Here is a 25,905-nt window from a genome sequence, read left to right on the forward strand (position 1 = left end):
TATTTTTAAACTAATGAAACTTTATACAAATAGACTTAATAATTCTTATAGTTATATTGTTAGCTTTGTTTTTATGGCTTGACTTATCCCTAAAAATGCGCTATAGTTATGTCGCTTAAGAATACTAAGCGCTAATTTTCTATTTTATTTATCAAAACTTAGGAGAGCTGAAATGAAGTTTCAACCATTAGGAGAAAGGGTCTTAGTAGAAAGACTTGAAGAAGAGAACAAAACCAGTTCAGGCATCATCATCCCTGATAACGCTAAAGAAAAGCCTTTAATGGGCGTAGTCAAAGCGGTTAGCCATAAAATCAGCGAGGGTTGCAAATGCGTTAAAGAAGGCGATGTGATCGCTTTTGGCAAATACAAAGGCGCAGAAATCGTTTTAGACGGCGTTGAATACATGGTGCTAGAACTAGAAGACATTCTAGGTATTGTGGGCTCAGGCTCTTGCTGTCATACAGATAATCATGACCATAAACATGCTAAAGAGCATGAAGCTTGCTGTCATGATCACAAAAAACACTAAAAAACATTATTATTAAGGATACAAAATGGCAAAAGAAATCAAATTTTCAGATAGCGCAAGAAACCTTTTATTTGAAGGCGTGAGACAACTCCATGACGCTGTCAAAGTAACCATGGGGCCAAGAGGCAGGAATGTGTTGATCCAAAAAAGCTATGGCGCTCCAAGCATCACCAAAGACGGCGTGAGCGTGGCTAAAGAGATTGAATTAAGTTGCCCGGTGGCTAACATGGGCGCTCAACTCGTTAAAGAAGTAGCGAGCAAAACCGCTGATGCTGCCGGCGATGGCACGACCACAGCGACCGTGCTTGCTTATAGCATTTTTAAAGAAGGTTTGAGGAATATCACGGCTGGGGCTAACCCTATTGAAGTGAAACGAGGCATGGATAAAGCCGCTGAAGCGATTATTAATGAGCTTAAAAAAGCGAGCAAAAAAGTAGGCGGTAAAGAAGAAATCACCCAAGTAGCGACCATTTCTGCAAACTCCGATCACAATATCGGGAAACTCATCGCTGACGCTATGGAAAAAGTGGGTAAAGACGGCGTGATCACCGTTGAAGAAGCTAAGGGCATTGAAGATGAATTGGATGTCGTAGAGGGCATGCAATTTGATAGAGGCTACCTCTCCCCTTATTTTGTAACAAACGCTGAGAAAATGACCGCTCAATTGGATAACGCTTACATCCTTTTAACGGATAAAAAAATCTCTAGCATGAAAGACATTCTCCCGCTACTAGAAAAAACCATGAAAGAAGGCAAACCGCTTTTAATCATCGCTGAAGACATTGAGGGCGAAGCTTTAACGACTCTAGTGGTGAATAAATTAAGAGGCGTGTTGAATATCGCAGCGGTTAAAGCTCCAGGCTTTGGGGACAGAAGAAAAGAAATGCTCAAAGACATCGCTATTTTAACCGGCGGTCAAGTCATTAGCGAAGAATTAGGCTTGACTTTAGAAAACGCTGAAGTGGAGTTTTTAGGCAAAGCCGGAAGGATTGTGATTGACAAAGACAACACCACGATCGTAGATGGCAAAGGCCATAGCCATGATGTCAAAGACAGAGTCGCGCAAATCAAAACCCAAATTGCAAGCACGACAAGCGATTATGACAAAGAAAAATTGCAAGAAAGATTGGCTAAACTCTCTGGCGGTGTGGCTGTGATTAAAGTGGGCGCTGCGAGTGAAGTGGAAATGAAAGAGAAAAAAGACCGGGTTGATGACGCGTTGAGCGCGACTAAAGCGGCTGTTGAAGAAGGCATTGTGATTGGCGGCGGTGCGGCCCTCATTCGCGCGGCTCAAAAAGTGCATTTGAATTTACACGATGATGAAAAAGTGGGCTATGAAATCATCATGCGCGCCATTAAAGCCCCATTAGCTCAAATCGCTATCAATGCCGGTTATGATGGCGGTGTGGTCGTGAATGAAGTGCAAAAACACGAAGGGCATTTTGGTTTTAACGCTAGCAACGGCAAGTATGTGGATATGTTTAAAGAAGGCATTATTGACCCCTTAAAAGTAGAAAGGATCGCTTTGCAAAATGCGGTTTCGGTTTCAAGCCTGCTTTTAACCACAGAAGCCACCGTGCATGAAATCAAAGAAGAAAAAGCAACCCCTGCAATGCCTGATATGGGTGGCATGGGCGGCATGGGAGGCATGGGCGGCATGATGTAAGCCCCCTTGCTTTTCTTGATAAAAGCCCTCTTTTTGGGGGCTTTTATTTGACAAAACCGCTCGCTTTTGAAAACATGCAACAAAAAATCTCTGTTAAGCTTTTATCATTAGCGCTCCATTAAAACAAAATCTAAAAACTCTTTCCAATACCACCCAAACAAAAGCGCAAAAAATGCAAAAATTCTAAAATTTTCTCCAAATGACAAAAAAAAACGATTTTATGCTACAATGCCCTAAATACATTCTTAATGTATAAAATCTCAATCACTCAAATTTAATTTCAAAGGATATTTATGAAAAAAACCCTTTTACTCTCTCTCTCTCTCTCGCTTCATCGCTTTTAAACGCTGAAGACAACGGCTTTTTTATAAGCGCCGGCTATCAAATCGGTGAAGCCGCTCAAATGGTGAAAAACACCGGCGAATTGAAAAGACTTTCAGACACTTATGAAAATTTGAGCAATCTTTTAAACAATTTCAACAACCTCAATCAGGCGGTAACGAACGCGAGCAGCCCTTCAGAAATCAATAATGCGATCGATAATTTAAAAGCGAACACGCAGGGTTTGATTGGCGAAAAAACCAACTCCCCGGCGTATCAAGCGGTGTATTTGGCGTTGAATGCGGCGGTGGGGCTGTGGAATGTCATCGCCTATAATGTCCAATGCGGTCCTGGTAGGAGTAGTCAACAAAGCGTAACTTTTGATGGCCAACCAGGACACAATTCAAATTCCATTAATTGCAATTTAACCGGTTATAACAATGGGGTTAGCGGCCCTTTATCCATTGAGAATTTTAAAATGCTTAATCAGGCTTATCAGGTTCTCCAACAAGCGTTAAAGCAAGGGGTGCCTGTCTTGAATAACACGAGTCAAAAGATAGAAGTCAAAGTAACAATGCAAATTAATGGATCTAGTAAAAGTGAAACTACTATTCCTACTACTAATGACGCTCAAACCCTTTTGCAAGAAGCCAATAAAATGATAAGCGTCCTCACTACAAACTGCCCATGGGTCAATCACAGTCCAGGACAAAATGGAGGTGCGCCGTGGGGTTTAGATACGTCCGGGAATGTGTGTCAGGTTTTTGCCACGGAATTTAGCGCCGTTACCAACATGATCAAAAACGCCCAAGAAATCGTCGCGCAAGCTCAAAGCCTTAACACTAACCAGCAAAGCAATCAAAACGCGCCACAAGATTTCAATCCTTACACCTCTTCTGATAGGGCTTTCGCTCAAAACATGCTCAATCACGCGCAAGCGCAAGCCAAGATGCTTGAACTAGCCGCTCAAATGAAAAAAGACCTTGACACTATCCCAAGCCAATTTATCACAAATTACTTGGCAAGCTGTAAAACAGATGGCACAACACCTAATCAAGGGGTTACTTCTAACACTTGGGGAGCGGGTTGCGCCTATGTAGAAGAGACGATAACGGCTTTAAATAACAGCCTTGCGCATTTTGGCACTCAAGTCGAGCAAATCAAGCAATCTGAGTTGCTTGCACGCACTATACTTGATTTTAGAGGCAGCCTTAGCAATTTAAACAGCACTTATAACAGCATCACCACGACCGCTTCAAACACGCCTAATTCCCCATTCCTTAAAAATTTGATAAGCCAATCCACTAACCCTAATAACCCCAGGGGCTTACAGGCCGTTTATCAAGTCAACCAAAGCGCTTATTCGCAATTATTAAACGCCACGCAAGAATTAGGGCATAACCCTTTCAGACGCGTTGGATTAATCAGCTCTCAAACCAACAATGGCGCGATGAATGGGATCGGCGTGCAAATAGGGTATAAACAATTTTTTGGTGAAAAGAAACGATGGGGGGCTAGATATTACGGCTTTTTTGATTACAACCATGCTTATATTAAATCCAGCTTTTTCAATTCAGCCTCTGATGTGTTCACTTATGGGGTAGGAACAGATGTCCTCTATAACTTTATCAATGATAAAGCCACCAAAAACAGCAAGATTTCTTTTGGGGTGTTTGGGGGTATCGCCTTAGCCGGCACTTCGTGGCTTAATTCTCAATATGTGAATTTAGCGACATTCAATAATTTCTATAGTGCTAAAATGAATGTGGCGAATTTCCAATTCTTATTCAACTTGGGCTTGAGAATGAATCTCGCTAAGAATAAGAAAAAAGCGAGCGATCATGCGGCTCAGCATGGCGTGGAACTAGGCGTGAAGATCCCCACGATCAACACCAATTACTATTCTTTGCTAGGCACTCAACTCCAATACCGCAGGCTTTATAGCGTGTATTTGAATTATGTGTTTGCTTACTAATGTTTGACTCTTTGTGAAACTCACTTTTTAAGGGATTTCTTTTAAAGCCTTTCTTTTTTAAAGCCTTTCTTTTTTAAAGCCTTTCTTTTTTAAAGCCTTTCTTTTTTAAAGCCTCTTTTTTGGGGGGGTTTGATCTTTTTCTTTTTGCTGATCCCCACTACTTTCACTTTTTAATCTTTAAGTTTTTATTTTTGTGGAGGTTTTGATGCAAAATCCTTTTTAGCATTTTTTATATTAGTTAGTGAGAAGCTTGACACTAAGTTAAGCGATAATCTTTTAAAAAAAGCACTTTTTTGGGGTGATTTTAGTTGTGAGTGTAGGGGAGAGAATGGTTTCAAAGCACTTCCTATCCCTTTAAGAAAATAAAATAAAAGAAAATGCGTTTTACAACAAAATAAGATCTAAAACAATAAAACAAAACCCCATTTTTTAACAATGAAATTTTTTAAACAAAAAAGCATTAAATTCCAATAAGATTTGTTAGATCTTGATAAAAACAAAGCTTTTTAAAACCCCTAAAAACAAGACTAACCAATAACAAAAACGCCTGGCGTCTATTGTGATCCTTATAGCATTAAATGCAACCAAGTTTTTTATTTAAGCAAAAAGCTGTTATGCCGTTTTAAGAGCGCATCATTTCTATGAAAATATTTTTCAGTTATCCTTGACAAGCGTTAAAAAAAATTGTATCATTATATTTTTGTGAGACCCGTTAGCTCAGCTGGTAGAGCAATTCCCTTTTAAGGAATGGGTCGTTGGTTCAAATCCAACACGGGTCACCATGAGCATCGTGGCTCCTTCATCTAGTGGTTAGGATACCACCCTTTCACGGTGGTTACAGGGGTTCAAATCCCCTAGGAGTCACCACTCTTTTATACGGGTTTAGTTGGATTTATCTCAATATTTTGGTCGCTTAGCTCAGTTGGTAGAGCGCTACCCTTACAAGGTAGATGTCATAAGTTCGAGTCTTATAGCGACCACCATGACTAAAGCATGCATTTTAGGCTATGGAGTTTGGATAGGGAGCGGTAGTTCAGCTGGTTAGAATATCTGCCTGTCACGCAGGGGGTCGCGGGTTCGAGTCCCGTCCGCTCCGCCACCAAGAACTTTTTAAATCATTTTCTACGCTTTATTTCCAATATAATAGTCAATCGTTAAAAATGACCCTTTCATCTAGTGGTCAAGGATACCACCCTTTCACGGTGGAAACGGAAGTTCAAATCTTTCAAGGGTCGCCACAAAAATTCCAAACTACACCCACAAATTATCTAAAAGCCTGGTTTTGCCCACACGAGCCGCCACTAAAACCAGCGTGTTAGTTGGCTCTATGGTTGTTAAAGGCTCTAGCTTGTGGTTACAAAATTCCAAATAATCCACTTCCAAGGTTTCTAAAATTTCAAGCCCTAGTTTTTTAAGCTTTTCGCACGCTTTTTCGCCCTTATCTATGGCTTGCTTGATGTTTTCTAGAGCTTTTGGAATGGCTAGGGCTTGTTTTCTTTGCGTTGCATCCAAATACACATTCCTAGAGCTTAAAGCCAAATTATCATCATCGCGCACGATCTCGCATGGCGCTATTTCAATGTCTAAAAGCAAATCTTTGACTAAATGCTGGATGATTAAAAGCTGTTGGGCGTCCTTTTTGCCAAAATACGCTCTAGTAGGATTAACAAGATGGAACAATTTTAACACGACCTGAACAACCCCATCAAAGTGCCTCTCACGCATTGCTCCCTCTAAAGATTGGGATAAAAATGTAGGGGCGTAGAGTTTTAAGCGTTGCTCTATTTCATAGGGATACATTTCGCTCGTTTTAGGCACAAACACCGCATTAACGCCCAATCCTTCACACAAAGCCAAATCCTTTTCTAAAGGGCGCGGGTAAGCGTTAAAATCTTCGTTAGCTCCAAATTGCGTGGGATTGACAAAAACACTCACTATCGTGTGGGAATTTTCTTTCAAACTCCTTTCTATCAAGCTTTGATGCCCTTTGTGTAAAGCCCCCATAGTCGGCACAAACCCCACGCTTTCTTTCAAACTTTTACGACACTCTCTTAAAGCAGCAATCGTTTCTAACACGTGCATTTAACAATCCTTTAAAAGCTCTAAAACCACTTCTCTAGGCTCTTTAGCCTGATAAATGGGGCGGCCCACCACGATAAAATCGCTTAAATTTTGTTTAGCTTCTTTAGCGTTCGCCACCCTTTCTTGATCTTCTTTATCGTTTTTATTCAGCCTTATGCCAGGGGTTAAAGTCAAAAAGTCCTTACCCAAAGCTTCTTTAACCGCCAAACTTTCAAACACCGAACACACCACCCCATCAATCCCGCTCTCTTTACCCATAGCGCTTAATTTGATCGCTTGAGTTTTTAAAGGAGCGTTATACACGCTCAAAAATTCCTCTTCGCTAAAGCTGGTTAAAGCGCTCACGCCCATGATTAAGGGGCGTTTTTTAAGAGCGTTTAAGCGTTGCATTAAAATGGTTAGCGCGCTTTTAGCGCTGCTTAAATGCACGGTGAGCATATCAATTTCTAATTTCGCGCATTCTAGCGCGGCATTTGCCATAGTATAAGGAATATCATAGAGCTTCAAATCCAAAAAAATCTTAAAATTCCCATCAATCTTTCTGATTTCATCTAAAAAAACAGCCCCATCTCTTATAAAAGATCTAAGCCCCACCTTAGCCCATAAATCTAATCCCTTTAATTCTTGCAATAAAGAAAGATTGTCCTCTTTTTTTTCTAAGTCCAATGCGACACATAATTGCATGAAAGCCCTTTAAAGTGTAAAATAACGCCATTATAACAAAAAGAAATGCAAGATTTTTAGCTATGATAAGCGTTTTAAAATGAAAACCAAGTTTAAGAAAATGAGATTTTAAGGGTTAAAGAGTGGAAGCGTTTTTAGGGGCGTTAGAGTTTCAAGAGAATGAATACGAAGAGTTTAAAGAGCTTTATGAGAGCTTAAAAACCAAGCAAAAGCCCCACACTTTGTTCATTTCTTACGTGGATTCACGAGTCGTGCCTAATCTAATCACTGGCACCAAACCGGGCGAATTGTATGTGATCCGCAACATGGGCAATGTGATCCCCACTAAAACAAGCTATAGAGAGTCCCTTTCTACTATTGCGAGCATTGAATACGCTATTGTGCATGTGGGCATTCAAAACTTAATCATTTGCGGGCATAGCGATTGCGGGGCTTGCGGGAGCATTCATTTAATCCATGATGAAACCACCAAAGCTAAAACCCCCTACATTGCAAACTGGATACAATTCTTAAAGCCTGTTAAAGAAGAATTAAAAAAACCACCCGCAATTCAGCAACCATTTTGCCAAGCGTTCATGGCTTACAGAGCGTTTGAATGTGCGCTTGCAACTCAACAACCTCTTAAGCTATGATTTCATTCAAGAAAGAGTGATGAATAACGAATTAAAAATTTTTGGTTGGCACTATATCATAGAAACAGGCAGGATTTATAATTATAATTTTGAAAGCCATTTTTTTGAGCCGATTGAAGAAACCATTAAACAAAGGAAAAGTCATGAAAACTTCTAACACAAAAACCCCCAAACCCGTTTTAATCGCTGGGCCATGCGTCATTGAGAGCTTAGAAAATTTAAGAAGTATCGCTACTAAATTGCAACCCCTAGCCAACAACGAGCGGTTGGATTTTTATTTTAAAGCGAGTTTTGATAAGGCGAACCGCACGAGTTTAGAGAGTTACAGAGGGCCTGGTTTAGAAAAAGGCCTAGAAATGTTACAAAACATCAAAGAGGAATTTGGCTATAAAATTTTAACCGATGTGCATGAGAGCTATCAAGCAAGCACAGCGGCCAAAGTGGCGGATATTTTACAGATCCCAGCGTTTTTGTGCCGCCAAACGGATCTGATTGTAGGAGTGAGCCAAACTAACGCCATTGTCAATATCAAAAAAGGGCAATTCATGAACCCAAAAGACATGCAATATTCCGTTCTAAAAGCCCTTAAAACGAGAGATAAAAGCATTCAAAGCCCCACTTATGAAACAGCGTTAAAAAATGGCGTGTGGCTGTGTGAAAGGGGGAGCAGCTTTGGGTATGGGAATTTAGTGGTAGATATGCGCTCTTTAAAAATCATGCGAGAGTTTGCCCCTGTGATTTTTGACGCTACTCATAGCGTGCAAATGCCAGGGGGAGCGAACGGGAAAAGTTCAGGAGACAGCTCTTTTGCCCCTATTTTAGCTAGAGCTGCGGCTGCGGTGGGGATTGATGGGCTGTTCGCTGAAACGCATGTTGATCCTAAAAACGCCCTAAGCGATGGGGCAAACATGTTAAAACCTAACGAGTTAGAACATTTAGTAGCTGACATGTTAAAAATCCAAAATTTATTTTAAAGGAATTTCATGAAAATCATAGAAGGGAAATTGCAATTACAAGGGAATGAAAAAGTCGCTATTTTAACATCGCGCTTCAATCATATCATCACAGACAGGTTGCAAGAAGGGGCGATTGACTGCTTTAAAAGGCATGGGGGCGATGAAGAGCTTTTAGACATCGTGCTGGTACCTGGGGCTTATGAATTGCCTTTCATTTTAGAGAGATTGTTAGGAAGCGAAAAATACGATGGCGTGTGCGTTTTAGGAGCGATTATTAGAGGGGGGACTCCGCATTTTGACTATGTGAGCGCGGAAGCGACTAAGGGCATTGCCAGCACGATGCTCAAATACAGCATGCCTGTAAGCTTTGGCGTGCTGACCACGGACAATGTGGAGCAAGCGATTGAAAGAGCGGGCAGTAAAGCCGGCAATAAGGGCTTTGAAGCGATGAGCACCCTCATTGAATTATTGAGCTTGTGCCAAACTCTCAAGGGTTAAAATGGCGACACGAACTCAAGCCAGGGGGGCGGTGGTTGAATTATTGTATGCGTTTGAGAGCGGTAATGAAGAAATTAAAAAAATCGCTTCTAGCATGTTAGAAGAAAAAAAGATTAAAAACAACCAGCTTGCTTTTGCTTTAAGCCTTTTTAATGGCGTGTTAGAAAAAATGGCTGAAATTGACGCCCTCATTGAACCGCATTTAAAAGACTGGGATTTCAAACGACTAGGGAGCATGGAAAAGGCGATTTTACGCTTAGGAGCGTATGAAATTGGCTTCACGCCCACGCAAAACCCTATCATCATCAATGAATGCATAGAGCTTGGCAAACTCTACGCTGAGCCTAACACCCCTAAATTTTTAAACGCTATCTTGGATTCTTTGAGCAAGAAACTCGCTCAAAAACCCTTAAATTGAGAGCGTTTTATATTTAATGATTTTAAAAAATAAAGAATTGATGCTTTAAAGCTTAAGTGTAGTTTTAGACAAATGATATTAAAATCAGTAACCACTTTAGAAAAACAGCGATGGAGTGCGAAAAGTCGTTTGTTTTTAACAAGTGATAAAACAATATAAAGGAATAATATGGCATACAAATATGATAGAGATTTGGAATTTTTAAAGCAATTGGAATCTAGTGATTTATTGGATTTGTTTGAGGTGCTTGTTTTTGGTAAAGACGGCGAAAAAAGGCACAATGAAAAACTGGCAAGCTCCATAGAATACAAAAGGCATGGCGATGATTACGCTAAATACGCAGAAAGAATCGCTGAAGAGTTGCAATACTACGGGAGCAATAGTTTTGCGAGCTTCATTAAAGGCGAAGGAGTCTTATACAAGGAGATCCTATGCGATGTGTGCGATAAATTAAAGGTCAATTACAACAAGAAAACCGAAACGACTTTAATTGAACAAAACATGCTTTCTAAAATCTTAGAAAGAAGTTTGGAAGAAATGGACGATGAAGAAGTGAAAGAAATGTGCGATGAATTGTCCATAAAAAACACGGACAATTTAAACAGACAAGCCTTAAGCGCGGCGACTTTAACGCTGTTTAAAATGGGAGGCTTTAAATCTTATCAATTGGCTGTCATTGTTGCGAATGCGGTCGCAAAAACCATTCTAGGGCGTGGTTTATCGCTTGCGGGCAATCAAGCGCTTACAAGAACTCTGAGCTTTTTAACAGGCCCTGTTAGCTGGATCATTACAGGCGTATGGACAGCGATTGATTTTGCGGGGCCGGCTTATAGGGTAACCATACCGGCATGCATTGTGGTCGCCACTTTACGCCTAAAAACACAGCAAGCCAATGAAGATAAGAAGTCGTTGCAAATAGAATCCATTTAAGCTTTTTCTTAGGGAAAAAGGTATAAAATGGAAACCTAGATGCGAAAATGCATCTAGTTTTTATTTTAATTTAAGGGAGACAAAATGAGTAACAGTTGCAGTAATCAACACCACAATCAAAAAGGTGATGCTAAAAATCAAAACAACGAAAGTTGCCAAAAAAATAGCCAAAACCAAGCCAATCAATGCAACGCTAACCACGAGCATAAAAACGATAAAAAGTAAGGGTTAGAGGGTTAAAGGAGGGGGTTTCTGTGCCAAAAATCAAAGTAGCGTTTCATTAAATTAGCCCTAAAGAAAAATCAATAGTTTCCTACTTTCAAATCAGATTTATCTTATCCAAAATAATAAGCGTATCAAAATATTTTAATCATTACCATCATTCTCTGGTTGTAAAATCAATAAAGCCCATTAGCGTCTGTAGCGCTATCTTTATGCGCAGTTAGCGGGTGTGCTTGAGCTTTTTAGGGCGTTAAACATGATTTTAAAAAATGATGTTATAATCACTAATCACTAATCACTAATCACTAATCACTAATCACTAATCACTAATCACTAATCACTAATCACTAATCACTAATCACTAATCACTAATCACTAATCACTAATCACTAATCACTAATCACTAATCACTAATCACTAATCACTAATCACTAAAAAGGGGGTTGGTGGGATTTGAGCGAGCGGTAGAAATAAAATTAAAGGAGTAAGTTGTGATTTATATATTAGCTGTATTTTTTCCATGGTTAGCTTTTTTCTTAAGAGGTAGAATTTTTTCGGCTATATTCAGCTTTATTCTTTGGGTCATTCTTTGTTTTCCAATGATTGTTGGAATTGTTGTTCCAATGATTGATCCAACATTTGTATCTGATCGTAGTTCTATTTTGAGTGCTGTTCTTTTGGGGGGACTTGCAGGAGGACTTATCCAGATTGGTTGGTTTGCCTCTTCTTTTTTTTTATGGGTAATATTGACTGTTTGGTGCTGTTTGGTCATACATGGGGATCAAAGACGAGAGGAAATGGAACGACTTATTAATACTATTAAAACTATTAAAGTAGATTCCGGTGAATCTTTACACCAAGAAACACAGCAAGCGAATGAAGCTAATAAAACATGGCTGGCTATCATCTTTCTCATTGGTCTAGCTGTTCTAGCTGTTTTTTTCATCAAAAGAGAACACCAATCAAGCAATAACCCAAACAATAGCCCAAAAAGCGGTGTTAAAAAACTCAAAAACCCTAGCCACAAGAAGCCACAAGAATTAAAGAATAGCAACAACCGCTCTAATTAGCGTTTGAGAGAATTGACGGTTTGGAGCATGGCATCAGCGGTTTGAATGCTTTTAGAATTGGCTTCATAAGCCCTTTGAGCGGTGATGAGATCGGTCATTTCTTCTACCAGTCTCACATTGCTCAATTCCAAAAAGCCTTGCCTTAACTTGCCCAATCCTTGAGAATCCGGGTTGCCCACAATCGCATCGCCACTAGCGTTGGTGATGGAAAACAAATTATCCCCCATAGAATGAAGCCCCGCTGGATTGACAAAATTAGCCAGCGTGATTTGCCCGATCACATTAGAAGTCGTTTGCAAGCCTTGAGTCACGCTCACCGTGCCATCCACACCGATGTTTACTTGCGTGGTGTCCTCAGGTAAAGTGATTTGAGGGATGAGGAGATAGCCTTCGCTTGTTACAAGATTGCCCTGTTCGTCTAGCTTAAAATTCCCGCTTCTTGTATAAGCGGTGGTGCCATCAGGCAACTGGACTTGAAAAAAGCCTTTACCCGTAATGGCGACATCTAAATTGTTTTCCGTTTCTTTAGGGCTGCCTTGCGAAAACATTTTAGTGATCGCGCTAGGACGCACGCCTAAGCCCACTTCCATGCCATCTGGCGATAAAGTCGTGTTGCTTGTGTTGGTGCCGGCGTATTGCATCGCTTGGTAAAACAAGTCATTAAAATCCGCACGAGATTTTTTAAACCCAGTGGTATTGACATTGGCGATATTGTTTGAAGTGGTGTCAATATGCGTTTGTTGGGCGAGCATCCCTGAAGTGGCGCTATAGAGAGAACGGAGCATGATTTTCCCTTTAAACTAAAACTTAATCACCCAAAATTCTAACCAAAATAAGATTAAATTTGACTAAAAATGCGCTTTTTTAACACCCTCTTTTTTAAGTTCTTGGATTCAAAATAACCGATACTTGACGCTATTGATAAATTTTAAGGCGTTTTATGTTGCGCTTTCTTTTTGTATCCATTCACTCAAAACTTTTTAACAGCGTTCTTGGCGAAATGTTAGCGTTTTCTAAAGGGACAAAGCGCTTTTTTTGATAAGCTTCTAGGCTTGATCGCCCTATCATGGCGGCATTGTCGCTGCAAAATTCTAAAGGGGCTAAAACAAGCTTGCAATCAAACTCAGCGCACAAGTTTTCAAACGCCTTTCTTAAAGCCAAATTTTGGCTCGCTCCCCCCACAATGCCAAAAATTTTAGGGTGTTTGATTTTAAAATAGCGTTTAGTCTGCTGGATTAGATGCTCAATGGCTGTGCTTTGAAAATGATAGCTAATCTTTTGTTTTACCTCATCGTTCAAATCATGGGCGTTTTTTTCAACTTCCAAACGCACCGCATTTTTTAAACCTGAAAAACTAAAAGCCAGATTCGGGCTGTTTTTTAAAGGGATAGGGAACATTAAAGGCTCGTTTTGATGCGCATAATCAAGGGCTAATTTTTCCACTATGGGGCCTCCTGGATAGCCTAAATCAAGCATTTTGGAAACCTTATCAAAACTCTCCCCGAAGCTATCGTCTAAACTCGTGGCAACGATTTTAATGTCCTCATAATCTCTAGCCTCTAAAATCAAAGAATGCCCCCCAGAGACTAACAGCACGCTTAAAGGCATGCAGGTTTGTTTTTCATTGATAAAGAGCGAATACACATGCCCTCTCAAATGGTCTTCTAAAATTAAAGGTAAATTCAAAGACAGGCTCAAGGCTTTTGCCATCATCAAACCTTCTATTAAAGTAACGCTCAAACCTGGCTGATTCGTGATAGCGATGGCTTTAATTTTGGAAAAATCCTTATTCAAGCTGATTTTAATGCGTTCTAATAAGAGCGGCAAATTCTCAGCATGCAAGCGCGATGCAAGCTCAGGCACAACGCCCCCATAAGAGCTGTGGTGCTTTTCTTGAGAGATTTTAAAATGAGCGATGAGTTGAGCGTCCTTTATTCTTGTAAGGGCTAAGGAGCTGTCATCGCAAGAACTTTCAACGCTTAAAATCATGCCTTTATCTTTGGGTGGTGTTTTTGCTTGAATGATACTTTGTTGGCTTGTATTTTAAAATCTTTAAACCAAATATTGGATCGCATTCAAATAGCTTTTGTTGTCCGCTTTGTTTTGATAAGCGATATCAAACGCTGTGCCGTGGTCAGTGGAAGCACGTAAAATGGGGGCGTTCAAGCTCACATTGATGCTTTCATCAAAATAGAGCGCTTTTAAAGGGGCTAGCCCCACATCATGGCTCATGCTCACATAAAAGGGGGTTATTTTGCGCTTATTGGGGGCAAAAGCGCTATCAGCAGGCAGTGGCCCTAAAAAACATTCAAAGCCCAGCGTTTGGTTGCTCTTTTGAATGGCTTTTAAAATCTTTTCATCTTCTTTCCCGAACAAACCCTCTTCGCCCGCATGGGGGTTAAAACCACACACTTGAACGATTTTGGCTTGAGTGCTTTTTTGAAACGCTAATAAAAACTTAACTAACGCTTTAACTTGAATGAGCTGAGAAACCGCACTTAAAGGCACATGGTCGCTAAATAGCCCCACAAAGAGTTTTGAACACCCAAGCATCATAATGATTTGATGATCTTTATAGCGTTGTTTTAAAAAATCGGTATGCCCCACAAAAGGGATTTGAGCTTGTTGCCATGCGAGTTTGTTGATAGGCAAAGTGCAAATGCCATCCACTTCTTTATCATCCGCTAACTCGCAAGCCTTTTTAAAACTCTCAAAACTATACGCCCCGCTTTGAGCGCTGACTTTGCCTATCGTGCTAGAGTTTAATAAGGGTAAGGGGGAATTGATAGCGATCGCATTGAGCGTTTTAGTTTCATAAGCGTTATGAAGCAATTGATTGGCCCGATCTAAAAGTTCGCCATCAATGAGATACAACGGATCACACAGCGCGCTCACTTCCTTATGGCTTTTTAAAATCAATTCTAATCCTACGCCTTGAATGTCCCCACAACTGATCGCAATTTTCTTTTTAGCCATTTTATCGCTTAATGAGTTGTGCCATTTCTAAAATCGCTTTTTCTAATCCCACAAAAACCGCTTTTGAAATCACGCTATGACCGATATTAAGCTCTCTTAAAGAGGGGATTTTTAACAATTCTTTCACATTAGAATAATTCAACCCATGCCCCGCGCACGCCGTGATACCCATAAAAAACGCTTCTTTACTCATTTTTCTTAATTGCAAAAAGGCGTTGTGCAATTCTTCTTTCAATTCTTTAGGGCTTTTGTCTTTGAGTGCGCTAATGGCATGGATTTGATTGTTAGCGTTAGAATACAGAGCGTTGTGCAAGTTCGCATACACCCCAGTGTGGAACTCCACTTGCTTGACTTGATGCTCCCTTGCAAAATGCAGAGAGTCTTTTAAAGGATCAATGAACAAAGACACTTCAATGCCTTTATTGTGATACGCTCTAATGACCTCTCCTAAACCCTTTAATGAGCAATCCAACCCCCCCTCTGTCGTAACCTCATCTCTGTTTTCAGGCACGATCGTAACCTTACTGGGCTTATTTTTCAAAGAGCATAAAAAATCAGTGATTTCAGCATTAATAGAGCATTCAATGTTGATAGGCAAAGGGCTTATTTCAAGCAACCTCAAAACGTCTTCATTTTGAATGTGTCGTTTGTCTTCTCTCAAATGAATGGTGATTAAATCCACTTTATGGGTGTTTTTAGCGATGAATAGGGCTTCTAAAATCTCAGGCTCATAAGTCTTTCTTATCTCTCTTAAAGTCACAATGTGATCAATATTCAATCCAAAACGCATGACTATCCTTTATTTTATAATAATGATTTTTGGAATTGTAACATAAAACCCGCCTCTTACACCTATAAGATTTTATCATCAAGTTATCTTTTGCTATAATACCCAAAACAAAATGCCAATTAAATCCAATAAAAAGTGTTGTGGGTGCTATATTTTTTAACCAGTTTATTTATTTGCTCTTTGATTGTTCTGTGGTCTAAAAAATCCATGCTCTTTGTGGATAACGCTAACAAGATACAAGGCTTTCATCATGCAAGAACCCCACGAGCTGGGGGGCTTGGGATCTTTCTTTCTTTTGTGTTAGCTTATCTTTTTGAGCCTTTTGAAGTGCCTTTTAAGGGGTTTTTTGTTTTTTTGGGTTTGTTATTGGTATTTTTAAGCGGTTTTTTAGAAGACATTAACCTTTTATTAAGCCCCAAAATACGCCTTATTTTGCAAGCTGTAGGGGTCGTTTGCATCATCTCATCAACGCCTTTAGTGGTGAGCGATTTTTCGCCCCTTTTTAGCTTGCCTTATTTTATCGCTTTTTTATTCGCTATTTTTATGCTGGTGGGCATCAGTAACGCTATCAATATTATTGATGGGTTTAACGGGCTGGCATCAGGGATTTGTGCGATTACTCTTTTAGTCATCCATTATATAGAGCCTAGCAGTTTGGCGTGCCTCTTAGCTTACATGGTGCTTGGGTTTATGGTGTTAAATTTCCCTTTAGGAAAGATTTTTTTAGGCGATGGGGGGGCGTATTTTTTGGGTTTGGTGTGCGGGATTTCCCTTTTGAATTTGAGTTTAGAGCAAAAAATCAGCGTGTTTTTTGGGCTCAATTTAATGCTTTATCCGGTCATAGAGGTGCTTTTTAGTATCCTAAGGCGCAAAATAAAACGCCAGAAAGCCACCATGCCGGACAATTTGCATTTGCACACCCTTTTATTTAAATTCTTGCAACAACGCTCTTTTAATTACCCTAACCCTTTATGCGCGTTTATCCTTATTCTGTGCAACCTGCCTTTTATTTTAATCAGCGTCTTATTCCGCTTAAATTCTTATGCGCTCATTGTCATTGGCCTGGTCTTTATCGCATGCTATTTAATAGGCTATGCTTATTTGAACAGGCAAGTTTGTGCCTTAGAAAAGCGAGCGTTTCAATGAAAAAGCTCAAAAGTCTTTTTTTGATCCTGCTCTTATGGGTCTATCCTTTAAGGAGTGAGCCAATCAATGAGGGGGCATACATTTTAGAAGAGATTGGCGATGTACTTAGGTTTTTGCCTATTTTTGTCGGCACGGTCAGTTTGGCGATGCGCGATTATAGAGGGTTAGGGGAATTAGCGGTCGGCACATTAGTCACTCAAGGAGTGATTTATGGCCTTAAAGGAGCTTTTAGCACCGCCCATAAAGATGGGGCTAGAGTGGAATTTGCCAAACGCCCATGCTGTAATTCCTGGAGAGGCATGCCAAGCGGGCATGCTGGGGGGGCGTTTAGCGCGGCTGGGTTTGTGTATTACCGCTACGGGTGGAAGCCGGCTATTCCTGTGATCGCTCTTGCAATCCTCACTGACGCTAGCAGAGTGGTGGCAGGACAACACACGATCTTGCAAGTTACGATCGGCAGCCTTATCGCATGGGGGTTTGCTTATTTATTCACTTCACGCTACAAACCTAAACAATGGATGCTCTATCCTGAAATTTCTAGCGATTTTAAGGGCAGTAGCCGCTATGGGGTGAGCTTTTCTTATCAATGGTAAAGGGATAAAGTGCTAAAAAAATTATTACTCATTTCGCTCTTTTTAGGGTTTTTAAGAGCGGAAGGCGAACATTATGAAATCATCGTTGAGCTTTCAAAGGCTTTTTTGAAAGCCAAAGACGCTTTTATTGCGATCGATAAAACCTATAAAACTTGTGTAGAAACCGGGCATGATCGCACCCAAATACGCCTTCAAAGCGCTTTTTTAGAGAACTTGTCTCAAACAGAACGGCAATTTGATGACTATTTTGAGAAAGATTTTAAAAGCGTAGAAGTTTTAAAAACCTTGCTTAAAGGCATCCAATCGTTAGAAAAAACTTCCAACAAGCTTGCATGCATTACCCCAAAAAACGCTAAAAATTTTGAAATTTTAGAGGGAGCGATAACGCAAATCATAGACTTAGAAAAACAGATGGATAAATTTATCAACGGCACAAAATAAAGCCAATTTTTGCATGAGGATTTAATTGGATATTCATCGTAAAAAGCTCTAATTCAGTTTGAGTAATAACCTTTTAAAAGCGTTCTTAGAGGATTGAGTTCCGCCACAAACAAAGCTTAGAAACCCCATTTAAAAAACCAGAGCGTATTAAAGTTGGCTTTGAACATTCGTATTTGATTGATGAGCCAAATCTCTAATACTTATGCTTTCTTAGGCGTTTCACCACATAATCCCCCACGCTTTGAATGATTTGCACTAAAACAATAATCACGACCACCGCATAAAAAAGCACATCGCCCCTATAACTTTGATAGCCAATCCTAATGGCTAAATCCCCCAAACCCCCAGCCCCTAACGCTCCTGCCATAGCCGAATAGCCTATTAAAGAAATTAAGGTGATGGTGATGTTATTCGCTAAAGAGGGCAGGCTTTCTAAAAGCATCATTTTAACGACTTCCAAATTAGACGCTCCCAAACTTAAAGTGGTTTCAATCTTGCCATGCTCTACTTCCATTAAAGAATTTTCAAAAAGCTTTGCGACAAAAGGAATGGCTGAAATGGCTAGCGGGATAATGCTCGCGCTAGAGCCAATACTTGTGCCAATCAAAAAGCGCGATAAAGGCAGGAGCAAAATAATGAGAATGATAAAAGGGAAAGAGCGAGTCATATTGATTGAAGTGTCTAAAATTTTATGCAAAAGGGGCTTGTTTAACAAATGCCCTTTTTTACTCACTAACAATAAAACCCCCAAAGGCAAGCCAAAAACAACCGCCAAAAAGCTCGCCACAAACACCATATAAAGCGTTTCTAGCGTGGCTTGAATGAGCATTTGAGAAATCATTTTAATCCTTTAATTTTTCCACTTGTAAGCCTAAAGCGTTTAAATACTCTAAAGCCCTTTGAGTCTCTGCAGTATTGCCTAAAAACCGCACCACTAAATACCCTATATCTTTGGTCGTAAGCTCTTCAATATTGCCTGAAATGATGCTCACGTCTATTTTAAAACGCCTGATCAAATTAGAAATGATCGGCTCGTCTAAATGTTCCCCTAAAAACACGATGCGATAAACATCTTGCGATTTCTTATCTGCATGCTCGTTTTTGATGCCAAGCAATTCTTTAGTAACGGCATGTTTAGGGTTAGCAAAAATTTCTTCCACCGAGCCTCTTTCCACGATTTCGCCGCTGCTAATCACACACATTTGATTGCACAATTCTTTAACCACTTCAATCTGGTGTGTGATGAAAACGATACTCAAATCAAGCTTTTTTTGAATGCCGCTTAAAAGCGTTAAAATAGAATGCGTGGTTTTAGAATCCAGCGCGGATGTGGCTTCATCGCAAAGCAACAAATCAGGGCAATTCGCTAAACTCCTAGCGATCGCTACTCGTTGTTTTTGCCCACCGCTTAGCTGTTTAGGGTAAAAATGCATTTTATCTTCTAACCCCACTAATTCCAACAATTCATGCACCCTGGATTTAATCTTAGTTTTTTCCCATCGGGCGATTTCTAAAGCGAAAGCGATGTTTTCAAACACGTTTTTAGCGCTCAATAAATTGAAATGCTGGAAAATCATGCCTATTTTTTGGCGCGCTTTTTGCAATTCTTTAGGCTTTAAATTTAACAGATTGACCCCATTGACTAAAACTTCGCCAGAACTAGGGCGCTCTAAACAATTGATTAGGCGAATGAGCGTGGATTTCCCCGCCCCTGAATAGCCTATCACGCCTAAAATATCGCCTTTTTTCAATTCCAAATTCACGCCTTTTAGAGCATGAAACCCATTTTCATAAATCTTTTCAATATTTTTTAATTCTACTACCATCGTTTTAACTTTATATCCCGATCACTTGGACATTTGCGCATTATTTTCCACGCTATTGAGCCATAAAAACACTTGCACCACGCTTTCATACAATTCTTCAGGTATCGCGCAGTCTAATTCCACCTTTAAAAGCGAATCCACCAGCATGGGGTTAGAAAAGAGCGCTATATCGTATTCTTTAGCTTTTTGAATGATCCTTTTAGCCACTTCGCCCACCCCGCTTGCGATCACTTTTGGGGCATGATCCTGCCCCATGTTATAGGCTAGAGCGGCGGCTTTTATGGTTTTATTCATCTAATACCCTAAAGTCAAAGAATCGGCGTCATTCCAAGAGAAATTTTTTTCAAACCCTTTTGTTTTTTTCAAAATAGACGCAACGCTACGAACCAACATGTCCGTTTCAATATTCACGCGCCGTTTGAGTTTATAAGTCTTAAAAAGGGTGTTCTCTAAAGTGTAAGGGATAATCGTTAGCCAAAACCCCCTTTCTTCTACCTTGCTTAAAGTCAGACTCACCCCATCAATGGCGATAGAGCCTTGCTCAACGCACAATAAAAGCGTTTCTTTAGAAGCGCTGATGAAAAAATCCACTTGATTAGCGTTGTGAATGATTTTTTCAATGACCCCGATAGCGTCAATATGCCCTTGCACAAAATGCCCGTCCAAACTCGCATCGGCTTTTAGAGCTGGCTCAATATGGACTAAATCCTTGTAATTTTCTAACGCTACGCTGTTTTGGGTTTTTTGGCTCAATTCCACGCTAAAATGCGTTTTTGAACTTTCTATGGCAGTCAAACACGCCCCATTAATCGCAATGCTATCGCCAAGCTTGGGATTGAGATCGCTCTCTATGCTTAAAATATTGTTTTGGAAACTTTTCACTTTAGCTATTTGATGGATTAAACCGCTGAACATCGTTAATGATTATTTTCCTTGTGTTAGAATGTTTGATTATTGTAACATATTAAATAAAACCACAGGATAAAAGCATGTTTATTGATACGCATTGCCATTTGGATCACAAGGATTATGAAAACGATTTAGAAGAAGTGTTAAAAGAAAGCCTAGAAAAAGGCGTTACGCAATGCGTGATTCCGGGCGCAGACATGAAGGATTTGAATAGAGCGGTAGAAATTAGCGAAAAATTTGAAGGCGTGTTTTTTGCCATAGGCGCTCACCCTTATGATGTGGAAAGCTTTGATGAAAGCTTGTTTGAAAAATTTGTCAGTCATCAAAAATGCGTGGCGATAGGCGAATGCGGGCTGGATTACTACCGCTTGCCTGAATTGAATGAAAGAGAGGATTATAAAAGCAAGCAAAAAGAAATTTTTACCAAACAGATTGAATTTTCTATCCAACACAACAAGCCCTTGATTATCCACATCAGAGAGGCGAGTTTTGATAGTTTGAATATTTTAAAAAGCTATCCTAAGGCTTTTGGGGTGTTGCATTGCTTTAACGCTGATGGCATGCTTTTGGAATTAAGCGATCGTTTTTATTATGGGATAGGAGGGGTTAGCACTTTTAAAAACGCTAAAAGACTGGTAGAAATCCTCCCTAAAATCCCTAAAAACAGGCTTCTTTTAGAAACGGATTCGCCTTATTTGACCCCACACCCTTTTAGAGGCACCAGAAATAGCCCTACTTATATCCCTTTAATCGCTCAAAAAATTGCCGAAATCATCAACATAGAGACTGAAGAGCTCGCCTCTTTAAGCACGCATAACGCTCAAACGCTCTTTAGTTTCCCCTGAAAATGGGGCTGTATTAGAAAGCGTTATTCAAGTTTGGTTATAATTAGAGCCATTATTGAACTTATCAAATGATCAGGATTTTAAAAAGGAATGAAATATTTTAATACCAAATGGTTGTTTTTTTTAATGACTCATTGGTTCTTACTGACTTCTTTAGGCCATGCAAAAATGGCTTTTGAATCTAATATTGACACCAAAGCGTTAGAGGCTTTTGGGGTTAGTGCGGGCTTTTTATCCCAAATGCCAAACGCTTTAAAAAAAATGAATAAAGAAGAAGAATGGAAAAAGTTAGTCAAACGATTTGATGTGAATTACCAGTTCATCCCCATCATTAAAAACATGCTAATAGAAGCGAGCGTGCCGCAAGAATTTTTATTTTTAGCGATGGCAGAGTCTAAATTTTCATCAAGGGCTTATAGCAGGAAAAAAGCGGTAGGGATTTGGCAATTCATGCCAAGCACGGCTAAAGAATTAGGGCTTAAGGTCAATCATTACATTGATGAAAGAAGAGATCCCATTAAAAGCACTCAAGCAGCGATCACTTATTTGAAACGGCTCTACAAACAAACCGGGGAGTGGTATTTGGTCGCTATAGCGTATAATTACGGCTTACGCAAGGCTCAAAACGCTATTAAAGCCGCCGGCACTTCGGACATTAAGATTTTGCTGGATGAAGATAAAAAATACCTCCCTAAAGAGACACGAGAGTATATCCGCTCCATTCTAAGCCTGGCGTTAAAATTCAACAGCCTAGACAACCTCAAAGATAAAGAATACTTGCTCAATCGTGGGGCGAGGGTGAGTTTGGTGGGCGTCCCGTTTAAAAGGCACACTTCTTTAGTCCAAGTGGCCAAAAATTTAAACTTGAGTTTAGAAACCTTAAAATCCTACAACCACCAATTCCGCTATAACATTTTGCCTTCTAAAGACCCCACCTACACCGTTTATATCCCTTATGAAAAACTCGCTCTTTTCAAACAACGCCAACTCAAACAAAATAAAAGCATTCAAACCAGTTCAAAAAGCCCTTTCATCACCCATGTGGTCTTGCCTAAAGAAACCCTATCTTCTATCGCTAAACGCTATCAAGTCAGTATTTCCAGTATCCAATTAGCCAATAACCTCAAAGATTCTAATATCTTTATCCACCAGCACTTAATCATCCCTACCAATAAAAAATTACTCGCTACAAGGGAATTTTAATGGGTTTGGCGTTAAAAAAAGTTTGTTTTTTAGGCGTTATTTTTTTGATTAGCGCTTGTGCGGTTAAAAAAGAGGGGGTCAAGAATTTGTCTTATAAGCATGAAAGCTTGCGCGCTTATGAAAACGCTAAAGACTATGATCCGACAACCAAAAAAGCCACCTATAAACGCAATTTTTTTGAACGCCATTTCAAACACCACTCCGATTCGCAAGATAGCAATACAAAACAACCCCTAGATAACGGCATGCGCGATTCTAGCACGATCCAAAGAGCCACCATGCGCCCTTATCAAGTGGGGGGCAAGTGGTATTACCCCACTAAAGTGGATTTAGGCGAAAAATTTGATGGCGTTGCGAGCTGGTATGGCCCTAACTTCCATGCCAAAAAAACCAGTAATGGGGAAATTTATAACATGTATGCCCACACCGCCGCGCACAAGACTTTACCCATGAACACCGTGGTGAAAGTCATCAATGTTGATAATAATTTAAGCACCATTGTGCGCATTAATGATAGAGGGCCTTTTGTGAGCGATCGCATCATTGATTTGTCTAATGCAGCCGCTAGGGATATTGACATGGTTAAAAAAGGCACGGCCAGCGTGCGTCTCATTGTTTTGGGCTTTGGTGGGGTTATCTCTAATCAATACGAGCAATCCTTTAACGCTAACTCTTCAAAGATCTTACACAAGGAATTTAAAGTCGGCGAGAGCGAAAACAGCGTGAGCGGAGGGAAATTTTCTTTGCAAATGGGGGCTTTTAGAAACCAAATAGGCGCTCAAACTTTAGCGGATAAATTGCAAGCAGAGAATCCAAATTACAGCGTCAAGGTTGCTTTTAAAGACGATTTGTATAAAGTTTTAGTTCAAGGGTTTCAAAGCGAAGAAGAGGCTAGGGATTTTATGAAAAAATACAACCAAAATGCGGTTTTAACGAGAGAATGATTAAGTTGTTGCTTTTAGATGTGGATGGCACGCTCACAGACGGATCGTTGTATTTTGATGAAAATTTTCACGAATTCAAGGTTTTTAATGTCAAAGACGGGCTTGGCATGACGCTGTGGCAAAAATTAGGCAAAAAAATCGCTATCATTACAGGAAGAACTTCAACAATGGTGAAAAAACGCATGGAGAGTTTAGGCGTTCAGTTTGTTTTTATGGGCGTTGAAAATAAAAGCGTGGTTGTGGAGCGGCTCAAAAAAGACTTGCAATTAAACGCGCAAGAAATCGCATGCGTAGGCGATGATTACAACGATTTAGGCATGTTTAAGGCATGCGCTTGGAGTTTCGCTCCTTTTGATGCGCACCCCTTGCTTAAAAATAAGGCCTATAAAGTGTTGCAAAACTCAGGGGGCAAGGGGGCCGTTAGGGAAGCGATTGATTATCTTTTAACATTAGAAGGCTTGCAAGATGAAGCGCTCAAGCTTTACCTCTAATAGCGTTTTAAACTTTTTTGTGGTTTTATCTTTCATCATGATAGGGCTAGTCTTTTTCTTTTTGCGTTCCCAACCCACTAGCGTGGTCTCTAAAGAAAATATCCCTAAAATTGAATTGGAAAATTTTAAAGCGTTTCAAATCAACGATAAAATCCTTGATCTGTCCATAGAGGGCAAAAAAGCTCTACAATACGATGATCATGAGATCTTTTTTGATTCTAAAATCAAGCGCTATGATGAAGACACGATAGAAAGCGTTGAATCCCCCAAAGCCAAACGGCAGCAGGATTTGTATTTCTTCCCTAATGGGGTAACTTATAAAAGAAGCGACGATTCTAGTTTTTGGAGTGAAACAGGGATTTACAACCATAAGGAGCAAAATTTTAAAGGCAAGGGTCGTTTCATTCTCACTTCAAAGGACAGCAAGATTGAAGGGCTTGACATTTCTTATTCGCATGCTTTAGCCATTATTGAAGCTCAAAGCATTCAAGCTAATTTATTCTTAGATGAAATCAAACAAAGCCAGAAAGAAAAGAAAAAACTCCCTACTTTCAAAGGAGGGTTTTAATGCGTTGGTGGTGTGTTCTTGTGTGTTGTTTTGGTCTTTTAAGCGTGATGAGCGCTCAAAAAACAGAGAATAAAGGTTTGAAAAAAGAAAGAGAACTTTTAGAAATTACTGGCAACCAATTTGTAGCGAACGACAAAACCAAAACCGCCGTTATTCAAGGCAATGTGCAGATCAAAAAAGGTAAAGATCGGTTGTTTGCGGATAAGGTGAGCGTGTTTTTAAACGATAAACGAAAGCCAGAGCGCTATGAAGCCACAGGGAACACGCATTTTAACATCTTTACAGAGGACAATCGTGAAATCAGCGGGAGCGCTGACAAGCTCATTTATAATGCGTTGAATGGGGAATACAAATTGTTGCAAAATGCGGTGGTTAGAGAAGTGGGGAAATCTAATGTCATCACCGGCGATGAAATCATTTTAAACAAAGCTAAGGGTTATGCTGACGTGTTGGGGAGCGCGAAACGGCCCGCTAAATTCGTGTTTGATATGGAAGATATTAATGAAGAAAATCGTAAGGCTAAATTGAAGAAGAAAGGCGCTAAGGAAAAACCATGATCGCTATTAAAGACGCTCATTTTCTCACTTCTTCTAGCCAACTTTCGCAATGCCCTGCGAGCTTGACTTCTGAGATGGTCATTTTAGGGCGCAGCAATGTAGGTAAAAGCTCGTTTATTAATACTTTGTTAGGAAAAAATCTCGCCAAAAGTTCAGCAACGCCTGGAAAAACCCGTTTAGCGAATTTTTTTTCCACCACTTGGGAAGATAAAGAAAACGCCTTAACGACCACTTTTAATGTGATTGATTTGCCCGGGTTTGGCTACGCTAAAGTTTCTAAAAGCTTGAAAAAAGAATGGGAGGGGTTTTTATGGGAATTGTTGAGCGTTAGGGTTTCTATCAAACTTTTTATCCATTTAGTGGATGCACGCCATTTGGATTTAGAAATTGATAAAAACGCTAAAGAAAACATTCAAGCCCTTTTAAGGCCCGATCAAGCCTACCTTTCTCTTTTTACGAAATTTGACAAATTGAATAAAAACGAGCAGCACCGCCTTTTTTTAAACGCTCCTAAACCTTTTTTAATCAATACTATCCATTTTAACGCTCTTTCTTCAAAATACCCCACCCTTGAAACAGTGCGCCAAACCCTTTTGAAACACTTGCTCACTAACCCTTTATAAGCCGCAAAAA

29 protein-coding genes, 5 tRNA genes and 1 pseudogene are annotated in these 25,905 nt (G+C 40.0%); 25 read left to right on the forward strand and 10 right to left on the reverse strand.

Features of this window, described 5'->3' with window-relative positions; all coding sequences use genetic code 11:
- Window positions 1–172 precede the first annotated feature (172 nt).
- The 8 genes from groES (at window position 173) to QAP06_RS07285 (ending at window position 5,729) form a co-directional block, all read left to right on the forward strand.
- The gene (gene groES, locus QAP06_RS07250) at window positions 173–529 is read left to right on the forward strand and encodes a co-chaperone GroES (protein ID WP_000671945.1); all 357 of its coding nucleotides are present in this window, start codon (window positions 173–175) and stop codon (window positions 527–529) included.
- A 25-nt stretch (window positions 530–554) separates the two neighbouring features.
- Entirely contained in the window at window positions 555–2,195 is a 1,641-nt protein-coding gene (groL, locus tag QAP06_RS07255; protein WP_001040301.1) for a chaperonin GroEL, read from the forward strand.
- Between the two features lie 289 nt (window positions 2,196–2,484).
- Window positions 2,485–4,491, forward strand: coding sequence for a Hop family adhesin HopZ (gene hopZ / locus QAP06_RS07260; protein WP_286467657.1), 2,007 nt, complete (start codon window positions 2,485–2,487; stop codon window positions 4,489–4,491).
- A 706-nt stretch (window positions 4,492–5,197) separates the two neighbouring features.
- A tRNA-Lys gene (locus tag QAP06_RS07265) sits at window positions 5,198–5,273 on the forward strand.
- A gap of 10 nt (window positions 5,274–5,283) precedes the next feature.
- Window positions 5,284–5,358 (forward strand) — tRNA-Glu (locus tag QAP06_RS07270).
- 40 nt (window positions 5,359–5,398) lie between these two features.
- Window positions 5,399–5,474, forward strand: a tRNA-Val gene (locus QAP06_RS07275).
- Between the two features lie 39 nt (window positions 5,475–5,513).
- Window positions 5,514–5,590, forward strand: a tRNA-Asp gene (locus tag QAP06_RS07280).
- A 63-nt stretch (window positions 5,591–5,653) separates the two neighbouring features.
- Window positions 5,654–5,729, forward strand: a tRNA-Glu gene (locus QAP06_RS07285).
- 13 nt (window positions 5,730–5,742) lie between these two features.
- Here QAP06_RS07285 and panC read toward each other — a convergent pair.
- Window positions 5,743–6,573 carry a pantoate--beta-alanine ligase gene (gene panC, locus QAP06_RS07290; RefSeq protein ID WP_286465635.1) on the reverse strand — a complete coding sequence of 277 codons (831 nt, stop codon included), beginning with the start codon at window positions 6,571–6,573 and terminating at the stop codon, window positions 5,743–5,745.
- Window positions 6,574–7,257 (reverse strand): orotidine-5'-phosphate decarboxylase, encoded by a 684-nt coding sequence (gene pyrF, locus QAP06_RS07295; RefSeq protein WP_001175337.1) that lies wholly within the window; start codon window positions 7,255–7,257, stop codon window positions 6,574–6,576.
- A 122-nt stretch (window positions 7,258–7,379) separates the two neighbouring features.
- Here pyrF and QAP06_RS07300 point away from each other — a divergent pair.
- The 7 genes and pseudogenes from QAP06_RS07300 to QAP06_RS07330 all read left to right on the forward strand — a co-directional run bounded on the left by QAP06_RS07300 (window position 7,380) and on the right by QAP06_RS07330 (window position 11,983).
- Window positions 7,380–8,046 (forward strand): annotated as a pseudogene (locus QAP06_RS07300) (carbonic anhydrase).
- A complete protein-coding gene (kdsA, locus tag QAP06_RS07305) occupies window positions 8,033–8,863 on the forward strand; it encodes a 3-deoxy-8-phosphooctulonate synthase (RefSeq protein WP_286465636.1) in 831 nt (276 codons plus the stop codon). Before QAP06_RS07300 ends, kdsA begins: the two are co-directional and overlap by 14 nt.
- 9 nt (window positions 8,864–8,872) lie before the next feature.
- The gene (ribH, locus tag QAP06_RS07310; RefSeq protein WP_286465637.1) at window positions 8,873–9,343 is read left to right on the forward strand and encodes a 6,7-dimethyl-8-ribityllumazine synthase; all 471 of its coding nucleotides are present in this window, start codon (window positions 8,873–8,875) and stop codon (window positions 9,341–9,343) included.
- 1 nt (window position 9,344) lies between these two features.
- Window positions 9,345–9,761, forward strand: a complete 417-nt coding sequence (gene nusB / locus QAP06_RS07315) for a transcription antitermination factor NusB (RefSeq protein WP_000235745.1) — start codon at window positions 9,345–9,347, stop codon at window positions 9,759–9,761.
- A gap of 168 nt (window positions 9,762–9,929) precedes the next feature.
- Entirely contained in the window at window positions 9,930–10,691 is a 762-nt protein-coding gene (locus QAP06_RS07320; RefSeq protein WP_286465638.1) for a YaaW family protein, read from the forward strand.
- An 84-nt stretch (window positions 10,692–10,775) separates the two neighbouring features.
- A complete protein-coding gene (locus tag QAP06_RS07325; protein WP_000071314.1) occupies window positions 10,776–10,916 on the forward strand; it encodes a hypothetical protein in 141 nt (46 codons plus the stop codon).
- Between the two features lie 488 nt (window positions 10,917–11,404).
- A complete protein-coding gene (locus tag QAP06_RS07330) occupies window positions 11,405–11,983 on the forward strand; it encodes a flagellar biosynthesis protein FlgG (RefSeq protein WP_286465639.1) in 579 nt (192 codons plus the stop codon).
- Here the strand turns inward: QAP06_RS07330 and flgG are convergent.
- The 4 genes from flgG to pdxJ all read right to left on the reverse strand — a co-directional run bounded on the left by flgG (window position 11,980) and on the right by pdxJ (window position 15,749).
- Window positions 11,980–12,768, reverse strand: a complete 789-nt coding sequence (gene flgG, locus QAP06_RS07335) for a flagellar basal-body rod protein FlgG (protein ID WP_000946437.1) — start codon at window positions 12,766–12,768, stop codon at window positions 11,980–11,982. The two genes, QAP06_RS07330 and flgG, sit on opposite strands and share 4 nt — an antisense overlap.
- Window positions 12,769–12,949: 181 nt before the next feature.
- The gene (gene tsaD / locus QAP06_RS07340; RefSeq protein WP_286465640.1) at window positions 12,950–13,972 is read right to left on the reverse strand and encodes a tRNA (adenosine(37)-N6)-threonylcarbamoyltransferase complex transferase subunit TsaD; all 1,023 of its coding nucleotides are present in this window, start codon (window positions 13,970–13,972) and stop codon (window positions 12,950–12,952) included.
- Between the two features lie 63 nt (window positions 13,973–14,035).
- Window positions 14,036–14,959: a 4-hydroxythreonine-4-phosphate dehydrogenase gene (gene pdxA / locus QAP06_RS07345; RefSeq protein ID WP_286465642.1), complete on the reverse strand. Its 924-nt coding sequence runs from the start codon at window positions 14,957–14,959 to the stop codon at window positions 14,036–14,038.
- A gap of 1 nt (window position 14,960) precedes the next feature.
- Window positions 14,961–15,749 (reverse strand): pyridoxine 5'-phosphate synthase, encoded by a 789-nt coding sequence (gene pdxJ / locus QAP06_RS07350; protein ID WP_286465643.1) that lies wholly within the window; start codon window positions 15,747–15,749, stop codon window positions 14,961–14,963.
- A 135-nt stretch (window positions 15,750–15,884) separates the two neighbouring features.
- Here pdxJ and wecA point away from each other — a divergent pair, with 135 nt between their 5' ends.
- Genes wecA through QAP06_RS07365 form a run of 3 tightly spaced genes read left to right on the forward strand, consistent with a single transcriptional unit; the run spans window position 15,885 to window position 17,929 of the window.
- Entirely contained in the window at window positions 15,885–16,895 is a 1,011-nt protein-coding gene (gene wecA / locus QAP06_RS07355) for an undecaprenylphosphate N-acetylglucosaminyl transferase WecA (RefSeq protein ID WP_286465644.1), read from the forward strand.
- The gene (gene lpxF / locus QAP06_RS07360) at window positions 16,892–17,488 is read left to right on the forward strand and encodes a lipid A 4'-phosphatase (RefSeq protein ID WP_194147515.1); all 597 of its coding nucleotides are present in this window, start codon (window positions 16,892–16,894) and stop codon (window positions 17,486–17,488) included. Before wecA ends, lpxF begins: the two co-directional genes overlap by 4 nt.
- Window positions 17,489–17,497: 9 nt before the next feature.
- The gene (locus QAP06_RS07365) at window positions 17,498–17,929 is read left to right on the forward strand and encodes a hypothetical protein (RefSeq protein ID WP_286465645.1); all 432 of its coding nucleotides are present in this window, start codon (window positions 17,498–17,500) and stop codon (window positions 17,927–17,929) included.
- 193 nt (window positions 17,930–18,122) lie between these two features.
- On the opposite strand, the gene QAP06_RS07370 is transcribed toward QAP06_RS07365, so the two are convergent.
- The 4 genes from QAP06_RS07370 to ribE are packed head-to-tail and all read right to left on the reverse strand — an operon-like array spanning window position 18,123 to window position 20,670.
- Window positions 18,123–18,770, reverse strand: coding sequence for a methionine ABC transporter permease (locus QAP06_RS07370; RefSeq protein WP_000625477.1), 648 nt, complete (start codon window positions 18,768–18,770; stop codon window positions 18,123–18,125).
- Window position 18,771: 1 nt separating this feature from the next.
- Window positions 18,772–19,755, reverse strand: coding sequence for a methionine ABC transporter ATP-binding protein (locus tag QAP06_RS07375; protein WP_286465646.1), 984 nt, complete (start codon window positions 19,753–19,755; stop codon window positions 18,772–18,774).
- Between the two features lie 21 nt (window positions 19,756–19,776).
- On the reverse strand, window positions 19,777–20,049 hold the full coding sequence (locus QAP06_RS07380; protein ID WP_001044047.1) for a FlhB-like flagellar biosynthesis protein: 273 nt from the start codon (window positions 20,047–20,049) through the stop codon (window positions 19,777–19,779).
- Window positions 20,050–20,670, reverse strand: a complete 621-nt coding sequence (ribE, locus tag QAP06_RS07385) for a riboflavin synthase (RefSeq protein ID WP_140491149.1) — start codon at window positions 20,668–20,670, stop codon at window positions 20,050–20,052.
- A 74-nt stretch (window positions 20,671–20,744) separates the two neighbouring features.
- Here ribE and QAP06_RS07390 point away from each other — a divergent pair, with 74 nt between their 5' ends.
- The 7 genes from QAP06_RS07390 to yihA all read left to right on the forward strand — a co-directional run bounded on the left by QAP06_RS07390 (window position 20,745) and on the right by yihA (window position 25,895).
- On the forward strand, window positions 20,745–21,509 hold the full coding sequence (locus tag QAP06_RS07390; protein ID WP_286465647.1) for a TatD family hydrolase: 765 nt from the start codon (window positions 20,745–20,747) through the stop codon (window positions 21,507–21,509).
- 90 nt (window positions 21,510–21,599) lie between these two features.
- Window positions 21,600–22,712 carry a lytic transglycosylase domain-containing protein gene (locus QAP06_RS07395; RefSeq protein WP_286465648.1) on the forward strand — a complete coding sequence of 371 codons (1,113 nt, stop codon included), beginning with the start codon at window positions 21,600–21,602 and terminating at the stop codon, window positions 22,710–22,712.
- Window positions 22,712–23,656 carry a septal ring lytic transglycosylase RlpA family protein gene (locus tag QAP06_RS07400; protein ID WP_286465650.1) on the forward strand — a complete coding sequence of 315 codons (945 nt, stop codon included), beginning with the start codon at window positions 22,712–22,714 and terminating at the stop codon, window positions 23,654–23,656. The genes QAP06_RS07395 and QAP06_RS07400 overlap by 1 nt, the downstream gene beginning before the upstream one ends.
- Window positions 23,653–24,147 (forward strand): KdsC family phosphatase, encoded by a 495-nt coding sequence (locus tag QAP06_RS07405; RefSeq protein ID WP_286465651.1) that lies wholly within the window; start codon window positions 23,653–23,655, stop codon window positions 24,145–24,147. Before QAP06_RS07400 ends, QAP06_RS07405 begins: the two co-directional genes overlap by 4 nt.
- Entirely contained in the window at window positions 24,122–24,715 is a 594-nt protein-coding gene (locus tag QAP06_RS07410) for a hypothetical protein (RefSeq protein ID WP_000830980.1), read from the forward strand. Before QAP06_RS07405 ends, QAP06_RS07410 begins: the two co-directional genes overlap by 26 nt.
- Complete coding sequence (gene lptA, locus QAP06_RS07415; RefSeq protein ID WP_100968187.1) at window positions 24,715–25,272, forward strand: lipopolysaccharide transport periplasmic protein LptA; 558 nt, start codon at window positions 24,715–24,717, stop codon at window positions 25,270–25,272. Before QAP06_RS07410 ends, lptA begins: the two co-directional genes overlap by 1 nt.
- A complete protein-coding gene (gene yihA / locus QAP06_RS07420) occupies window positions 25,269–25,895 on the forward strand; it encodes a ribosome biogenesis GTP-binding protein YihA/YsxC (RefSeq protein WP_286465652.1) in 627 nt (208 codons plus the stop codon). The genes lptA and yihA overlap by 4 nt, the downstream gene beginning before the upstream one ends.
- Window positions 25,896–25,905: the final 10 nt, after the last annotated feature.

The organism is Helicobacter pylori, assembly GCF_030323545.1.
Classification (GTDB): Bacteria; Campylobacterota; Campylobacteria; order Campylobacterales; family Helicobacteraceae; genus Helicobacter; species Helicobacter pylori_CO.

Bases quoted from the DNA above. Each gene is read 5' to 3' on its own strand.
- ribE (WP_140491149.1), bottom strand. From the start codon at position 20,670: ATGTTCAGCGGTTTAATCCATCAAATAGCTAAAGTGAAAAGTTTCCAA.
- QAP06_RS07410 (WP_000830980.1), top strand. From the start codon at position 24,122: ATGAAGCGCTCAAGCTTTACCTCTAATAGCGTTTTAAACTTTTTTGTG.
- QAP06_RS07370 (WP_000625477.1), bottom strand. From the start codon at position 18,770: ATGATTTCTCAAATGCTCATTCAAGCCACGCTAGAAACGCTTTATATG.
- ribH (WP_286465637.1), top strand. From the start codon at position 8,873: ATGAAAATCATAGAAGGGAAATTGCAATTACAAGGGAATGAAAAAGTC.
- QAP06_RS07390 (WP_286465647.1), top strand. From the start codon at position 20,745: ATGTTTATTGATACGCATTGCCATTTGGATCACAAGGATTATGAAAAC.
- tsaD (WP_286465640.1), bottom strand. From the start codon at position 13,972: ATGATTTTAAGCGTTGAAAGTTCTTGCGATGACAGCTCCTTAGCCCTT.
- pdxJ (WP_286465643.1), bottom strand. From the start codon at position 15,749: ATGCGTTTTGGATTGAATATTGATCACATTGTGACTTTAAGAGAGATA.
- yihA (WP_286465652.1), top strand. From the start codon at position 25,269: ATGATCGCTATTAAAGACGCTCATTTTCTCACTTCTTCTAGCCAACTT.
- panC (WP_286465635.1), bottom strand. From the start codon at position 6,573: ATGCACGTGTTAGAAACGATTGCTGCTTTAAGAGAGTGTCGTAAAAGT.
- QAP06_RS07380 (WP_001044047.1), bottom strand. From the start codon at position 20,049: ATGAATAAAACCATAAAAGCCGCCGCTCTAGCCTATAACATGGGGCAG.
- lpxF (WP_194147515.1), top strand. From the start codon at position 16,892: ATGAAAAAGCTCAAAAGTCTTTTTTTGATCCTGCTCTTATGGGTCTAT.
- flgG (WP_000946437.1), bottom strand. From the start codon at position 12,768: ATGCTCCGTTCTCTCTATAGCGCCACTTCAGGGATGCTCGCCCAACAA.
- QAP06_RS07395 (WP_286465648.1), top strand. From the start codon at position 21,600: ATGAAATATTTTAATACCAAATGGTTGTTTTTTTTAATGACTCATTGG.
- groES (WP_000671945.1), top strand. From the start codon at position 173: ATGAAGTTTCAACCATTAGGAGAAAGGGTCTTAGTAGAAAGACTTGAA.
- QAP06_RS07375 (WP_286465646.1), bottom strand. From the start codon at position 19,755: ATGGTAGTAGAATTAAAAAATATTGAAAAGATTTATGAAAATGGGTTT.
- QAP06_RS07325 (WP_000071314.1), top strand. From the start codon at position 10,776: ATGAGTAACAGTTGCAGTAATCAACACCACAATCAAAAAGGTGATGCT.
- QAP06_RS07405 (WP_286465651.1), top strand. From the start codon at position 23,653: ATGATTAAGTTGTTGCTTTTAGATGTGGATGGCACGCTCACAGACGGA.
- pyrF (WP_001175337.1), bottom strand. From the start codon at position 7,257: ATGCAATTATGTGTCGCATTGGACTTAGAAAAAAAAGAGGACAATCTT.
- pdxA (WP_286465642.1), bottom strand. From the start codon at position 14,959: ATGGCTAAAAAGAAAATTGCGATCAGTTGTGGGGACATTCAAGGCGTA.
- QAP06_RS07320 (WP_286465638.1), top strand. From the start codon at position 9,930: ATGGCATACAAATATGATAGAGATTTGGAATTTTTAAAGCAATTGGAA.
- nusB (WP_000235745.1), top strand. From the start codon at position 9,345: ATGGCGACACGAACTCAAGCCAGGGGGGCGGTGGTTGAATTATTGTAT.
- groL (WP_001040301.1), top strand. From the start codon at position 555: ATGGCAAAAGAAATCAAATTTTCAGATAGCGCAAGAAACCTTTTATTT.
- kdsA (WP_286465636.1), top strand. From the start codon at position 8,033: ATGAAAACTTCTAACACAAAAACCCCCAAACCCGTTTTAATCGCTGGG.
- QAP06_RS07400 (WP_286465650.1), top strand. From the start codon at position 22,712: ATGGGTTTGGCGTTAAAAAAAGTTTGTTTTTTAGGCGTTATTTTTTTG.
- lptA (WP_100968187.1), top strand. From the start codon at position 24,715: ATGCGTTGGTGGTGTGTTCTTGTGTGTTGTTTTGGTCTTTTAAGCGTG.